The sequence below is a fragment of the Paenibacillus sp. FSL R10-2796 genome (genome assembly GCF_037965315.1).
In the GTDB taxonomy this organism is placed as follows: domain Bacteria; phylum Bacillota; class Bacilli; order Paenibacillales; family Paenibacillaceae; genus Paenibacillus_AQ; species Paenibacillus_AQ odorifer.
Genome location: NZ_CP150178.1, coordinates 3,984,769 through 3,999,867 on the forward strand (window position 1 = coordinate 3,984,769; position 15,099 = coordinate 3,999,867).

13 protein-coding genes are annotated in these 15,099 nt (G+C 43.0%); 3 read left to right on the top strand and 10 right to left on the bottom strand.

Features of this window, described 5'->3' with window-relative positions; genetic code table 11:
• Positions 1–9: 9 nt before the first annotated feature.
• The 9 genes from NST58_RS18035 to pdhA form a co-directional block, all read right to left on the bottom strand.
• Positions 10–1,722, bottom strand: coding sequence for a proline--tRNA ligase (locus NST58_RS18035; RefSeq protein WP_339243700.1), 1,713 nt, complete (start codon positions 1,720–1,722; stop codon positions 10–12).
• Positions 1,723–2,122: 400 nt separating this feature from the next.
• On the bottom strand, positions 2,123–3,610 hold the full coding sequence (locus tag NST58_RS18040; protein WP_076130028.1) for a glutamate synthase subunit beta: 1,488 nt from the start codon (positions 3,608–3,610) through the stop codon (positions 2,123–2,125).
• Between the two features lie 235 nt (positions 3,611–3,845).
• A complete protein-coding gene (locus NST58_RS18045; protein ID WP_076130027.1) occupies positions 3,846–4,337 on the bottom strand; it encodes a dihydrofolate reductase in 492 nt (163 codons plus the stop codon).
• 81 nt (positions 4,338–4,418) lie between these two features.
• The gene (locus tag NST58_RS18050) at positions 4,419–5,399 is read right to left on the bottom strand and encodes a thymidylate synthase (RefSeq protein WP_076184426.1); all 981 of its coding nucleotides are present in this window, start codon (positions 5,397–5,399) and stop codon (positions 4,419–4,421) included.
• 141 nt (positions 5,400–5,540) lie between these two features.
• Entirely contained in the window at positions 5,541–6,515 is a 975-nt protein-coding gene (locus tag NST58_RS18055) for a S66 peptidase family protein (protein ID WP_339248784.1), read from the bottom strand.
• 152 nt (positions 6,516–6,667) lie between these two features.
• Positions 6,668–8,080 carry a dihydrolipoyl dehydrogenase gene (lpdA, locus tag NST58_RS18060; RefSeq protein ID WP_036687684.1) on the bottom strand — a complete coding sequence of 471 codons (1,413 nt, stop codon included), beginning with the start codon at positions 8,078–8,080 and terminating at the stop codon, positions 6,668–6,670.
• A 2-nt stretch (positions 8,081–8,082) separates the two neighbouring features.
• Positions 8,083–9,729, bottom strand: a complete 1,647-nt coding sequence (locus tag NST58_RS18065; RefSeq protein ID WP_076184428.1) for a 2-oxo acid dehydrogenase subunit E2 — start codon at positions 9,727–9,729, stop codon at positions 8,083–8,085.
• A 106-nt stretch (positions 9,730–9,835) separates the two neighbouring features.
• Entirely contained in the window at positions 9,836–10,813 is a 978-nt protein-coding gene (locus tag NST58_RS18070; RefSeq protein WP_038571553.1) for an alpha-ketoacid dehydrogenase subunit beta, read from the bottom strand.
• A gap of 15 nt (positions 10,814–10,828) precedes the next feature.
• On the bottom strand, positions 10,829–11,896 hold the full coding sequence (gene pdhA / locus NST58_RS18075) for a pyruvate dehydrogenase (acetyl-transferring) E1 component subunit alpha (protein WP_038571556.1): 1,068 nt from the start codon (positions 11,894–11,896) through the stop codon (positions 10,829–10,831).
• 265 nt (positions 11,897–12,161) lie between these two features.
• Here pdhA and NST58_RS18080 point away from each other — a divergent pair, with 265 nt between their 5' ends.
• Positions 12,162–12,893 (top strand): alpha/beta hydrolase-fold protein, encoded by a 732-nt coding sequence (locus NST58_RS18080; protein ID WP_339243703.1) that lies wholly within the window; start codon positions 12,162–12,164, stop codon positions 12,891–12,893.
• A 137-nt stretch (positions 12,894–13,030) separates the two neighbouring features.
• Here the strand turns inward: NST58_RS18080 and NST58_RS18085 are convergent, their stop codons facing one another.
• A complete protein-coding gene (locus tag NST58_RS18085; protein ID WP_076128445.1) occupies positions 13,031–13,495 on the bottom strand; it encodes a low molecular weight protein-tyrosine-phosphatase in 465 nt (154 codons plus the stop codon).
• 165 nt (positions 13,496–13,660) lie between these two features.
• Here NST58_RS18085 and NST58_RS18090 point away from each other — a divergent pair, with 165 nt between their 5' ends.
• Together NST58_RS18090 and NST58_RS18095 are read left to right on the top strand one after the other, a co-directional pair.
• A complete protein-coding gene (locus NST58_RS18090; protein ID WP_036687693.1) occupies positions 13,661–14,302 on the top strand; it encodes a thiamine diphosphokinase in 642 nt (213 codons plus the stop codon).
• 294 nt (positions 14,303–14,596) lie between these two features.
• A complete protein-coding gene (locus NST58_RS18095) occupies positions 14,597–15,097 on the top strand; it encodes a C40 family peptidase (protein ID WP_076128433.1) in 501 nt (166 codons plus the stop codon).
• Positions 15,098–15,099 lie beyond the last annotated feature (2 nt).

Sequence of the window (15,099 nt, forward strand, 5' to 3'; positions counted from 1 at the left end):
AAAGATCATTTATATCAGCGGTGAATAGAATTGTTTGATCCGAGACACAGCTTCCATAATTTCTAAGACTTCTTTCCCCGCTGTGTTTCGGTTCAGATACTCTACTCTTCCCTGTGATGCTTCCTTGCCCACAACTATTGATAGAGGTATCCCGATCAAGCTTGAATCTTTAAATTTCACGCCAGCGCGTTCATCCCTATCATCAATCAGCGTCTCTATGCCAAGCTTGGTTAGTTGATCATAGAGACCTTCGGCAACCGTCCGCTGCTCACTATCCTTGACGGACATTATCAAGATATGAACCTGATAAGGTGCCAATGCTGCTGGCCATATTAATCCATCCTCATCATGATGCTGTTCAGCAATAGCGGATAAAAGCCGTGAGATACCAATTCCGTAACAGCCCATAATCATAGGTTGACTTTTGCCTGAAGAATCTAAGTAAGAAGCGCCTAGCTTTTCACTGTATTTAGTACCTAATTTGAAGACATGACCCACTTCAATCCCTTGATGAAAATGCAAAATACCCTCCAAACAATGCGGACAAACTTCACCTTCTGCTACATTCCGAAAATCCCCCACATGCCCAAGCGAAAAATCTCTGCCGGGTACGACATTACAGAAGTGATAATCTTTTTCTCCCGCCCCTGTAATCCCTTGAGTCATATCAGCTACTGCCGCATCTGCTAGGACATTAAGCGTTAAGCCTACAGGTCCTACAAATCCACTTTCAACGCCCGCTAAGGATTTCACAGACTCGTAGTCAGCAAGCTTAATCTCATTCGTTCCTAAATATTTACTTACCTTTATTTCATTGACTTCATGATCACCCCGGACCAATACAGCAAAAATCTGTCCGTCACCTTCATAGATTAATGTTTTGATAATCTGGTCTGGCCGGATATCTAGCTCCTGCTCTAGTTGCTCAATTGTGCGCAAATCAGGAGTGAGGAATTTCTCTATCTCTGGTACTTGTATGACAACTTCATTTTTTACAGGCCGCACGGACTCTGCCTGTTCCAGATTGGCCGCATAATCACAAACGGTGCATGCAGCAATCGTATCCTCCCCAATATCAGCCAGCGCCATAAATTCATGACTGCCACCCTCGCCTCCAATCGCACCGGAATCCGCATGGACAGCACGGAATTTCAATCCACATCGCTCAAATATCCGGTGATAAGCCTCGAACATTTGGATATATGATTTATCTAGACCTTCCAGGTTTGTGTCAAAAGAGTAAGCATCCTTCATCAAAAACTCTCTGCCTCTCAGCAGTCCAAAACGTGGTCGGCGTTCATCTCGGAACTTGGTCTGAATCTGATATACGGTAATAGGAAGCTTTCGATAGGAGCTGATCTCATTCCGTACGAGTGTGGATACTACTTCCTCATGTGTAGGACCTAGTATGAATTCCCGCTCATGACGATCCCGCAGCGTCATCAGCTCCTTACCGTATACCTCATACCGGCCTGATTCTTTCCAGAGCTCCGCAGGCTGCATAGATGGCATCAATACCTCCTGAGCCCCAGAGACATCCATCTCATTCCGCACAATCGCTTCTATTTTCCGTAAAACACTTCTTCCAAGCGGTAAATAAGTATACACACCCGCTGCTAATTGGCGGATATATCCCGCACGCAGCAGTAGTTGATGACTGCTTGTCTCCGCCTCTGAAGGTGCCTCACGCAGAGTTGTTAATAAAAGATTACTTTGACGCATATTTATACCCTCCCTAAAAAATGAACGCTCTAAACGCAAAAAGACACATTCGTCAGGGACGAATGTGTCGTGATACCACCCTTATTTAACCGCCAGCCCGTACATAGTCTACACTTGATTTGGCGATCCTCGATCGAATAACGGCCGATTCCGGCAGCGGTTATACGCTGCAGCTACCCAGGCAGGATACCATCCACACGTATTTGAGGAACCTTTCAGCCGGTGAGTTCCCTCTCTGTTCTAACGCTACTAGGATCGTAAGTCCTTGGTCAATGCTTTTGTCATTTAGATATTTTATTAAATCTATATGAAAATAATATTTCCGTCAAGCGTCAGCTCCAAAAAGAAGCCGCTTCTCCAGCAGGTAAACTGCTTTTGAAACGGCTTCTTGAATTAATGCCTAGACAAGAACGCTTGAGCCCATCAGGTATTTATCCACTTCACGTGCAGCTTCGCGACCTTCATTGATGGCCCAGACCACCAAGCTTTGACCACGACGCATATCGCCAGCAGCAAACACTTTATCCACATTCGTATTGAATTTGCCGTAACGTGCTTTCACATTGGTACGACGATCAGTCTCCAGGTTAAGCTCCTCAACAATATCTTGCTCCGGTCCATCGAAACCAATAGCGATGAGAGCGAGTTGAGCAGGATATACAGCTTCCGTTCCAGGAACGGGCTGGTAGATTTTACGACCTGTCTCATCCACGATCCGGCGGATCTGCACCGTATGAAGCTCCTTCAAGTTCCCCTCTTCATCCCCAACAAATTTAGTGGTCATGATAGAGAATTCACGCGGATCATCGCCAAAAATAGCTTTCGCTTCTTCTTGCGCATAATCCAAGCTGTACACATTCGGAAATTGTGGCCAAGGATTAGCAATCGGATCCCGTTGCAGAGGCGCTTTTTCATGTGTACCAAATTGAGTGATACTGCCGCAGCCATGACGAAGCGCTGTGGCAACACAGTCAGATCCTGTATCCCCGCCACCCAAGACGATTACATCTTTACCTTCAGCGGATACATAGTTACCATCCTCCAGATTGGAATTCAAGTAACTCTTGATCGTGCCATTTAAATAATCCATGGCATACATAACGCCCTTAAGCTCACTGCCTTCAATGTTGAAACGGCGTGCTTTAGTAGCTCCACCACACAGAACGACCGCATCATACTCATCAACAAGCTGCTGAGCCGGAATGTCTTTACCAATCTCAGTGTTCACTACGAAGTTAATCCCTTCAGCAGCCAGCAAATCTACACGACGTTGTACAACTTTTTTATCAAGCTTCATAGTAGGTATTCCATATGTCAGCAGTCCGCCAATGCGGTCACTGCGCTCAAATACAGTTACAGAATGTCCAGCCTTGTTAAGCTGTGCTGCTGCGGCAAGTCCAGCAGGTCCAGAGCCTACGATTGCAATTTTTTTGCCAGTCCGTTTCTCCGGAGGATTAGGTACAACCCAGCCCTCTTCAAAACCCTTATCAACGATCGCAAGTTCAATTGTTTTGATGGTTACCGGCTGTCCGATCAAGCCCACTGTGCAAGAGCCTTCACAGGGAGCGGGACAAATACTGCCTGTGAATTCAGGAAAGTTGTTTGTCTTATGCAGACGTTCCAGTGCTTCTTTCCAGAGTCCACGATACACCAAGTTATTCCATTCCGGAATTAAATTGTGTACTGGACAACCTGAGGTCCCGCCAGCCATATCAATACCTGTATGGCAATAGGGGGTTCCGCAATCCATACAACGTGCGCCCTGTGTCCGAAGCTCGTCCTCGGATAAATGATGGTGGAATTCTTCCCAGTCCTTTACCCGCTGCTCAGGATCCCGATCACCTGGGAGCTGCCGTTTATACTCCATAAAACCTGTAGGTGTAGACATGTTTACGTTTCCCCCATCCGTTCTCTTCGTGTTGAAGTATAGTACATTGTAGCATATTGCGGCTTCGTATGGTTGTCAGCAACGCAATGAAGTACCTGCACATTCTATTCTATACCTATACATAATCATTTCTAATTTTAATTATAGTAACATTCATCACTTTTGCACAGTAATGGATAAATCTACTGATTATTTGTACTATTTCACATGTTATGTCAGAGAAAACGTTTTATTGCTATTCCGTACGTTCATAAACAAGGAAACGGTAATCATACGGATTCTTCTCATCACGAATTCCCTTGATATTGGAGACCTCTTTCCACATCCTCCAGTCAATCTCAGGAAACCGGGTATCTCCTTCAAAATCCTGTTCGATCTGCGTCAACATCAACTTGTCAGCATACGGCAACATCAACCGGTAAATTTCCGCACCACCGATTACCATCAGCTCATCTTCTTTTCTACCCTCGCTGAGAGCCTCTTCAAGCGTGTGTAGAACCTCTGCACCTTCAGCTGAATAATCAGTATCCCTAGTTAGAATTAGGCTCGTTCTGCCCTTCAAGGGCTTGCCTCCGAGCGAATCCCATGTTTTGCGGCCCATTAGCATTCTTTTGCCCAATGTTTCTGCTTTGAAATAAGCAAAATCCAGCGGCAAATGCCAAGGCATATCGTTATCTTTTCCTATGACATGATTGGCACCCATTGCCCATATTAAGCTAATACTCATGAAGTTCTCTCCTTCCTCCATACTAAAGTAAAAAACTATATTGCCAAAAATTATATTTGCGAATCTTCATTTACAATTACGTTATACTGCGATCGGCGCTTTTATCGAAGGATGCGGATTGTACCCCTCAATGACCAGATCTTCCAGTTCAATATCAAAAATTGATTTCTTCTGTGAATTAATAACCAGTGTAGGCAATGCTCTTAATTCTCTTGATAATTGCTCTTTCACTTGCTCAACATGGTTTGAATAGATGTGCGCATCACTAATGCTATATACAAACTCGCCTACTTCTAGCCCACATTCGTATGCGATTAAATGCGTAAGCAAGGAGTAAGATGGAATATTGAAGTTTGCCCCGAGAAAAGAGTCCGCACTGCGTTGCAGCAAGTGACAGCTTAGTTTACCATTTGCAACGTAGAACTGGAACATAACGTGGCAGGGCGGTAACGCTGCTTTGCTTCCTTTCGTCCCAGCATTTATAACATCTTCCGGGTTCCATGCGCTGACAATTAAACGCCGAGAATCAGGATTTGTTTTGATCTGATGAATAACATCTTGTAATTGGTCAATTGATTCGCCAGTAGAAGATGTCCAATTCCGCCATTGCTTACCGTAAACGTTTCCTAGCTCGCCATATTTGGCAGCAAACTCATCATCTTCTAAGACACGATCACAGAATGCTTTCATCTCTGCTTGATATAATTGATTAAAATCTTCATCAACTAAACAACGATTCCCGAAGTCTGTCATATCCGGGCCAGCATATTCGTCCGATTCAACCCATCTTTTAAAAGCCCATTCATCCCAAATATGATTATTATTTTTCAATAAATAACGAATGTTGGTATCACCTTTAATAAACCACAATAACTCACTTGCAATTAAGCGAAACGGTGTACGTTTTGTTGTAAACAGCGGGAAGCCTTTTGATAAATCAAATCGCATCTGATAACCAAATACACTAATTGTACCAGTTCCTGTACGATCTTCTTTTTTCACACCATGATCCAAAATATATTGTAAAAAATTCAAATAGGTTTGTTCTAACTCATTCGTCAAAGTATTGCACCTCCGTAATATTTCACCTCATATATTATATCTGAAAAATCCGATTTTTGTAGAAGGTAAGATAATTTTTAAATATATTTAATAATCGGGTTACCTATTCAATTATAAAGGATTGATTCAGCAATTGTATCTCTACTCCGCTATCCTAAGCTCCACTCTTGCCCCATAAGCCCGAAGGCTTGCTTGTCCACCCACAGGAAAGGTAATCATCGGCGATGTATGTCCAAAGTCCACGTCTGCAATCACAGGAATATCGGATAATTCTTCTTTTGAGCGGATAATTGTGGTCAGCTGCTTCTTTGACATACGCGATTCTTTTTGGAACCTGCCGATCACCAACCCTTTGACCTCTTCAAACTCAGGCTGATGAATTAGGGATTGCAGATCTCGATCAAAGGTTGCAGGTGCTGACTCATAATCATCCTCAATGAACAAGATAGAATTTTTTAAACTTGGCATATACTCTGTTCCCTGCAAAAGATTTAAAGTGCATAAATTGCCACCAATAATCGTTCCTTTCGCTTCCCCATCATTGATAATGAACGGACCTTCATTTTTAATAAATATCCGGTTTTCCTGATCCAGATACCACTCATCATCACTCCAATGCCTGGAAGGCTGCACTAGAATTTCTTTATTGTCCATCATCAGCTTGCGGAAATATTCGATGGTATATTCATTATCGTGGAGCATCGCAAATGTGGAAAAATGCGGTCCGGAGTATGTAACTAATCCTGTTTGAGCATAAATCGCATTACTTAGTGCAGTAATATCCGAATAACCACATAAACGCTTTGGATTCTCTGCAATGATTGAATAATCTATATAACGCAGGAGCTGGTTACTATTGAAGCCCCCAATGGTCGTTAATACTCCTTTCACTTTGGGGTCTAAAAAGGCTTCGTGCAAATCCTCAATTCTCGAATCAATAGAAGAGGAAACAAAATCATCCGTCTCAAAAGAATTTGTTGAAATGGATATCCGAAAACCTAACCGTTCAAGCTGCTCTTTAGCGATTTTTCTTTGCTGAGCATCGATTAATGACAAACTTCTGGAAGGAGAGATAATACGCAGCTCATCTCCAGGCTTTAATTTATCAGCTCTCATCATTGAACCTCCCTATATTTATAAAATACAGATTAAGTAATTGCTCTTCCTCCCAGTATATCTCTTTTCAAAAAAGTGGAAAACACAAAAAAAGGCGGAACGCATTTGCGTCCGCCTTTCTGTTGCCTGCTAGAGCAATTTTTGGAGAAAAATTATTTCATTACATGAATTGGGTGACCTTCAACCAATTCAGCAGCTTCCATGACGATTTCGCCAAGGGTTGGATGCGCATGAATAGTCAAAGCGATATCTTCAAGCGTTGCGCCCATTTCGATTGCCAAACCAAGTTCAGCGATCAAGTTGGAAGCTTCGATACCAACGATTTGAGCTCCCAGTACCAAATTGTTCTCGGAGTTAGCAACAATTTTGATGAAGCCTTCTGGGCTGTTCAAAGATACTGCGCGACCATTTCCTGCGAATGGGAATTTGCCGCTTTTCACTTTGTAGCCTTTGTCTTTTGCTTCTTTTTCAGTCAAACCAACGCTTGAACACTCAGGATCTGTAAATACAACAGCTGGGATGACTTTGTAGTCAACAACAGATGTAAGTCCTGCAATTGCTTCAGCAGCGATTTTACCTTCGTAAGAAGCCTTGTGAGCCAAAGCAAGACCTGGAACAACGTCGCCGATAGCGAAGATGGTAGGAATGCTTGTGCGTCCTTGGTGATCAACTTTGATCAATCCGCGCTCGTCGAGCTCAAGACCGATCAGATCCAGACCAAGTTCACCGTCAGTGTTAGGACGACGACCTACAGTTACAAGCAAGTAATCTGCTGTAACTTCTTTGGACTCGCCACCAACAGAGTATTTCACGGTTACTTCTTTGTCGTTCTGAACAGCACTTTCAGCTTTAGCGTTAGTTACGATTTCGATGCCAGTTTTAGCCATGTTTTTCGCTACAAGACGAGTCATATCTTTATCAAAGCCTGGAAGTACAGTATCCAAACCTTCGATGATTGTTACTTTAGTGCCAAATTTAGAGTACATTTGACCAAGCTCGGCACCGATGTATCCACCACCGATTACGATCATGCTCTTCGGAATTTCTGGAAGTTCCAGAGCTTCAGTCGAAGACAGAATACGTCCGCCGAATGGGAAAGGTTTAAGTTCAATTGGACGGGAACCTGTAGCAATGATGCAGTGTTTGAAGCGGTAACGTGGAGATTCATGATCATTGAACACACGTGCTTCTGTGTCGCTGATAAACATGCACTCGCCGTTAAATACTTCAATTTTGTTGCCCTTCATCAAGCTAGTCACACCGCTAGTCATTTTTTTAACTACGCTGTTCTTGAATTCTTGAGTTTTGGCAAAATCCACTTTAACATTCTCAGCTGTAACGCCGAAAACTTCACCATGCTGTGCGGATTCAAATTGATGCGCAGCAGCGATCAAGGCTTTAGAAGGAATACATCCACGGTTCAAACATACACCGCCGAGTTCCGATTTATCCACGATGAGGACTTTTTGGCCGAGCTGGGCGGCACGAATTGCCGCCACATACCCACCAGGACCTGCACCAATGACCAATGTATCAATATCTAGTGAAGCGTCTCCTACTACCATAATTATACCTCCATAACCAGCAGCTCAGGATTATTGAGCAGCGATTTAATGTAGTTCATAAAGTTTTGAGCAGTCGCACCATCGATAATACGGTGGTCAAAGCTGAGTGACAACGCCATTACTGGAGCAACTACGATTTCACCATTTTTCACAACTGCTTTTTCACTGATACGGCCAGTTCCGAGGATAGCCACTTCAGGGAAGTTGATGATTGGAGTAAAGAACATACCGCCAGCAGAACCGATGTTACTGATGGAGATCGTGCTGCCCTTCATTTCGTTAGCAGACAATTTACCGTCACGGCCACGAACGGCCAAGTCAGTGATGCTGCTAGCAATCATCCAAATGCTCTTACGGTCAGCGTCTTTGATAACTGGAACGATCAAACCGTTTGGTGTATCAGTAGCGATACCGATATTGTAGTATTTCTTGTAGACAATTTCGCCTGCTTCTTCATCAATCATAGCATTGAGTGCTGGGAATTGACGGGAAGCTGCAACAAGTGCCTTAACGATGAATGGAAGGTAAGTAACCTTAACGCCTTTTTTCTCAGCAATAGGTTTCATACGTGTACGGAATGCTACCAGTTCAGTAACATCTACTTCATCCATGATGGTTACGTGTGGAGCAGTGTAAGCCGATTTAACCATTGCGTTGGAGATCGCCTTACGAATACCCTTGAATGGTACACGTTCTTCTTCAAGACTAACGTTACCGCTAGCTGCTGCAGGTGCTGCTTTAGCTTCGGTTTTAGCAGCCTTAGGAGCTTCAGACGACGCTGCTGCTGCAGGAGCTGCTGGTGTAGAACCACCTTTCAAGAAGGCTTCTACGTCTTCACGAGTGATTTTACCACCTTTACCAGTTCCGTTCACTTTGGAAATATCCACTTTTTGCTCACGAGCAAATTTGCGAACGCTTGGTGTAGCCAATACATCGCGGTCAGGAGCTGGAGTTACACTTGCAGATCCGCCTTCTTTAGCATCAGCAGGGCTTGTTGCTGCAGGGGAAGAAGTAGTGTTTGCACTTCCTTTTGCTGCGTCGGCTTCAGCAGATGCATGACCTTCTTGTTCAGGAACGTCGCCTTCAGCAGCGATAATAGCAACAACTTCGCCTACACGGCAAACTTGGCCATCTTTAGTCAGAACTTCCAATACAGTACCATTCACTGGACATGGAACCTCAACTACAGCCTTATCATTTTGAACTTCCATGATGATGTCATCATCCGTTACCTTGTCACCGGCTTTGATATGCATTTTGATGATTTCACCTTCATGCAGACCTTCACCCAGCTCAGGGAAGCGATATTCAAAATTCGATGCTTTGTTAGATGCTGGAGCAGCTGGTGCAGCTGGCGCTTGAGCAGCAGGAGCTTCAGTAGCAGCACCCTCTTGATCAGGCACGTCACCTTCTGCTTCGATAATAGCCACTACTTCACCGACACGGCATACTTGACCGTCTTTAGTCAGAACTTCCAATACAGTACCGTTTACTGGGCAAGGCACCTCAACTACCGCCTTGTCATTTTGAACTTCCATTACGATATCATCATCCGTTACCTTGTCACCGGCTTTGATATGCATTTTGATGATTTCACCTTCATGCAGACCTTCACCTAGTTCAGGAAATCGGTATTCAAACTTTGCCACTTTGAAAACCTCCTCGTGAAATTGGGACTAACCTTATGATTTAAACTTTATAAGATGAAACAACGTTGTCATCCATATGGATGACAACTGTTTCTCGTAAAAATATTTAGAATTCCAAAACTTTCTTCACGCCTGCAATAATACGTGCAGGGTTTGGAAGCCATGTATCTTCTATTTGTGCGAATGGATACACAGTATCAGGACCTGCGATACGAAGCACAGGTGCTTCCAAGTGCAGTAGTGCTTTTTCATTGATTTGTGCGATAACTTCAGCAGCTACACCCGCACTCTTTTGTGCTTCTTGCACCACGATAGCACGGTTAGTCTTCTTCACAGACGCTACAATAGTATCGATGTCGATTGGACTTACAGTACGAAGGTCGATAATTTCAACATTAACGCCTTCTTTTTCGAGTTGCTCGGCTGCTTTGGTAGCTGTATGTACCATCAGCCCGTAAGTAATGATCGAAACGTCAGAACCTTCACGTACTACGTTCGCTTTACCAAGTTCAACTGTATATTCACCTTCTGGCACTTCAGCACGGAATGCATGATAAAGGTTCAAGTGCTCCATGAAGAAGACAGGGTCATTGTCGCGGATAGACGCGATTAGAAGTCCCTTCGCATCATATGGGTTTGAAGGAATTACAACTTTAATCCCTGGGCTTTGTGCGATCAAACCTTCGAGTGAGTCAGTGTGAAGCTCAGCAGCCTTAACTCCGCCACCAAAAGGAGTACGGAATACTACTGGAGCGTTATATTTACCGCCAGAACGCCAGCGCAAACGTGCTGCTTGAACAACGATTTGATCCAGTGCTTCAAAGATAAAACCTACGAATTGAATTTCAGCAATCGGACGGAAGCCTTGTACACCAAGACCAAATGCCAGACCGCCGATCGCAGACTCAGCTAGTGGTGTATCAAAAATACGATCTTCGCCAAATTCCTTTTGCAGACCTTCAGTTACACGGAAAACGCCACCTACATTACCAACATCCTCTCCGAAGATAAGAACGTTAGGGTCACGATTCAGTTCAACGCGCATCGCGTCGCGAATCGCTTCTTTCATATTCATTTGTGCCATTGCCTGATATCCCCCTTATTCAAAATCGGCTTTTTGCTCTTCCAGATGTTTAGGTGTTACTTCGAACATGCTGTCGATCAAGCCAGGTATTGTCATTTTTTCGGTTTGTTCAGCTTTTTTGATCTGCTCGTTAACAGTAGCTTTCGCTTCATCTTTCACGCGCAGTGTATCTTCTTCAGTCCAAAGACCTTTCTTCTCCAAATACTTGGCAAGACGGGCGATTGGATCCTTTTCACTCCATTGTCCTTCTTCTTCTTTCGAACGATATTTACTTGCATCGTCAGAAAGGGAGTGTGGACGGAAACGGTAAGTTACAGCTTCGATCAATGTAGCACCTTCGCCGTTGCGTGCACGTTCTGCAGCATCACGTACAGCACTGATTACTGCAAAGATGTCCATACCGTCAACCTTAATCCCTGGAATACCAGCTGCAACCGCTTTGTGAGCGATCGATTTGGAAGCCGTTTGTTTAGCGAACGGAGTCGTAATCGCATAACCGTTGTTTTGAACAAAGAAGATTACAGGCAGTTTAAAACGACCAGCAAAGTTCAAGCCTTCGTAGAAGTCACCTTCTGAAGAACCGCCATCACCAGTGTAAGTAATTGCAACATTCTTTTGTTTTTTCAATTTGAAGCCCATAGCAATACCAGTAGCGTGCAGGATTTGCGCACCAATGATAATTTGTGGCATCAATACATTAACCCCATCAGGAATAGCTCCACCATGTTGGTGACCGCGGGAATATAAGAAAGCTTGGTACAATGGAAGTCCGTGCCATACTAGCTGCGGAATATCACGGTAGCCTGGGCATAAAAAGTCTTCTTTCTCCAAAGCGAACTCACTACCAATCATGGTAGCTTCTTGACCGGATACCGGTGCGTAGAAACCAAGGCGACCTTGACGGCCAAGGTTTACTGCACGATCATCCCAAGTACGGGTAAATACCATACGATACATAATTTCTTTCAGTTGATCGTCGGTTAAATCTGGCATCTTATCCTTATTGATAATTTCTCCATCCGGGGAAAGTACCGATAGAGCCTCGACGTCCTCTGTATACACTTCATAAGGAACTTTACTCATTATCTTCACCTCAATAAAAAAATTTGAATATCAGCTGCCTCTGTTATAATATTATTATACACCTGTTTAGTTACTTTCGTCAAAGAAATACTTATAAAATTTATATTCCTTCAAATTTTGTATGTATAACAGGTGAGGAAATTTTATATAACAGTTTAACACTTTTCCAACAAGTAAATGATTAATAACACAGTTACACATTTAATAATTTTAGCGTAACCCTGTGTGTATTGCAAAATTCGACAAGAAAGGTGACGTGACAACGATGAGCGATTCTGTTTTTCTGAAACGCACAATTGTAAAAGAAACGCTTTGGAGTGAACATCTGCAGGAGGAACGTAAATTACGTATCTATCTGCCCCCAGGCTACAATGAAGTTCTGAGTTACCCCGTGGTGTACTGCCAAGACGGAGAAGAATTTTTCAACTTTGGACGCATTGCTACACTTGCTGGACAACTTATTATAGAAGAAGATGTCGAGCCCTTCATTATCGTTGGTGTAGAAGTTAACGTCGCTGTTCGGACTCAAGAATACGCTCCGTTCGGCAGCCGATTCAAGGAGTACCTATCTTGCTTTTCCGAAGAGATTATTCCCTTCATTGAAAAAAATTATCCCGTACGCCGTACACCCGACGAACGAATCTTAGCCGGCGATTCCCTTGGAGGCAGCGTCTCCCTCCATCTGGCACTTGCTTATCCAGCTATCTTCACACGTATCATCAGCCTATCCGGTGCATTCTATCCCGAATCACAAGCCATGCTGGCTAAAGAGGAAGATCTCTCCTGGCTTAATATTAATATGGTCGTTGGACTGCAGGAAACAGATTACCAGACTGATACTGGGACCTATGATTTTGTTCAGATGAACAGAGAAACAAAAGCATTGCTTGAAGCACGTGGAGCTACCGTATCCTACCGGGAGAAAGACGGTCGTCATCTCTGGGGCTTTTGGCAAAAGGAACTCCCTGTATCTCTACTCTATTTTTTAAACACATAATGCCTTATTGATAGAAGCAAAAAATGAACATCTAAAGAACGTATGTAGATTTCAGCCGTGTTTACGCTTACAGTTTAATCCAGAAAATTTCCTTAATTCACTTTAATACTAATCAGAGAGGCTGGAACCCAACCGGGTTACAGCTTTTCTCTTATCAACATTTCTAGCAACACGTCACAGCCTGCATTGATCAAATCATATACCTGTTCAAAATTACCTGTAAAATAAGGGTCTGGTACTTCTCTCAATTCTTCCTCAGGCAATAAATCCATGAAGAACAAAAGCTTAGCCTCTTCCCCACCAGGAACCTTTCGAACATTCTCTCCATTAGACTTGTCCATGCAGACGATATAATCAAACTTCTGAAAATCCTCGCTACTGACCAAACGCGCTGCCATATTTGCATAACTAATCTTGTTTTGATCAAGTATACGTCTAGTCCCTTCATGCGGTTCCTTACCTATATGCCAATCTCCAGTTCCCGCAGAGTCAACCAGAATCTTATGTGAAAGCTCTCGTTCATCAATCTTATGGCGCAGAACGGCCTCCGCCATTGGTGAGCGACAAATATTACCCAGACAGACAAATAGCACGTTTACGATTTCATTCACCTCCCAATTGTTAAAACATTAGTAAATATGAATTTATGCACATAAAAAATCGCACACTATCATTTTAGCGTTGTCTTGGTCAATTGTGCAACTTTTCGATCTGCATTATACTGGGACAGGATAACCAACTAGAGTTTTAGAGGAGGAATGGATGTTATGCCATCCAAACGAGTTGTTATTTTTGCCGGTGGAGAACTATCTCCGGATTATTTCGCTCTATTAGATGAAGAAGATTTTATTATCGGTGCGGACCGGGGTGCATTATTCCTCATCTCACATGGATATATACCCGATATTGCGGTAGGTGATTTTGATTCTGTATCGCCTGAGGCTTTTCAGGATATTCAATCCAAAAGTAAAAAAACAATCACTTGTGACGCCGTGAACAAGGATTTAACCGACAGTGAGATGGCACTCGATATTGCAATGAATCAGCAACCTGATTCTATTTTACTATTAGGAGTTACAGGCACTCGAATTGATCACTCCTTAGCCAGCATTCAAATGATGACAAGGGCTCTGCAACGGCAAATCAATTGCTACGTGATGGATTCTAATAACTATGTGACACTTACCGGATCCCAAACAGTCATTGAAGATTTGGGCTACACCTATGTATCTTTGCTTCCATTAACTCCTGAAGTAACAGGGATTACATTAGAAGGATTTCAATATCCTTTGAATGATGCTACTTTAAAGCTAGGGCAATCTCTAGGTGTAAGCAACAAACTGATTTCCTCCACTGGAACAGTTAGAATACGTAGTGGATTATTGCTGATTATCCAGAGCAAAGACTAAATACATAGTGATATAGAAACATCCTTGTAACTTTTGTTTCAAAATTAAAAAGCCGTTAAATCCTTTATATATCAAGGGGTTTGCGGCTTATTTTATTGCTCAAAATATCAAGTTATTAATTTTTTGTAACTTTTAATGAATTTTTAATAAAACGTTTACAACCCAGGCCCAGCCTCACTTTATTGCTGCTCTACCAAATTTTATGACATAGATAACCTGCTATACTACGAATCAGGCAAGCAAGACAAGCCAAGCAAGACAGATTGATATACTAACTTTGGAGGTACTTACAACATGAATAAACAACAATGGATAAAAAAAGCGATTGTTATAGGAATGGTTACTACAATGGGCTTAGGAACAATGATGGCAACTGGTGTAGGTGCAACTAAAGTTGAAGCCGCTACGGTGTCCAAAGGACAAAGCGTTGTCAATTTCGGAAAAAACTTTATGGGAACTCCATACAAATTCGGAGCCTCTACTTCTACTACTAAGGTTTTTGACTGCTCTTCCTTTATGAAACATATCTTTAATAAATATAATGTATCATTACCCCGCACAGCTGCGGCTCAATCAAAAGTAGGAACTGCTGTATCCAAAGCTAACCTTCGTGTCGGCGATCTTGTATTCTTCTCCAGCGGCAGCAGAGCAACTGGTAAAAATGTAACTCACGTAGCTGTTTACGCTGGAAACGGTAAAATTCTGCACACTTACGGTAAACCAGGTGTTACGGTTTCTGATCTTAATTCTGGTACATGGAAAAAGACTTATCTAAAGGCTCGCCGCGTACTGTAAAC

Coding starts and splice junctions, on each gene's coding strand:
- NST58_RS18090 (WP_036687693.1), top strand. CDS start 13,661: ATGCCATCCAAACGAGTTGTTATTTTTGCCGGTGGAGAACTATCTCCG.
- NST58_RS18080 (WP_339243703.1), top strand. CDS start 12,162: ATGAGCGATTCTGTTTTTCTGAAACGCACAATTGTAAAAGAAACGCTT.
- NST58_RS18070 (WP_038571553.1), bottom strand. CDS start 10,813: ATGGCACAAATGAATATGAAAGAAGCGATTCGCGACGCGATGCGCGTT.
- lpdA (WP_036687684.1), bottom strand. CDS start 8,080: ATGGTAGTAGGAGACGCTTCACTAGATATTGATACATTGGTCATTGGT.
- NST58_RS18035 (WP_339243700.1), bottom strand. CDS start 1,722: ATGCGTCAAAGTAATCTTTTATTAACAACTCTGCGTGAGGCACCTTCA.
- NST58_RS18045 (WP_076130027.1), bottom strand. CDS start 4,337: ATGAGTATTAGCTTAATATGGGCAATGGGTGCCAATCATGTCATAGGA.
- NST58_RS18095 (WP_076128433.1), top strand. CDS start 14,597: ATGAATAAACAACAATGGATAAAAAAAGCGATTGTTATAGGAATGGTT.
- pdhA (WP_038571556.1), bottom strand. CDS start 11,896: ATGAGTAAAGTTCCTTATGAAGTGTATACAGAGGACGTCGAGGCTCTA.
- NST58_RS18040 (WP_076130028.1), bottom strand. CDS start 3,610: ATGTCTACACCTACAGGTTTTATGGAGTATAAACGGCAGCTCCCAGGT.
- NST58_RS18055 (WP_339248784.1), bottom strand. CDS start 6,515: ATGAGAGCTGATAAATTAAAGCCTGGAGATGAGCTGCGTATTATCTCT.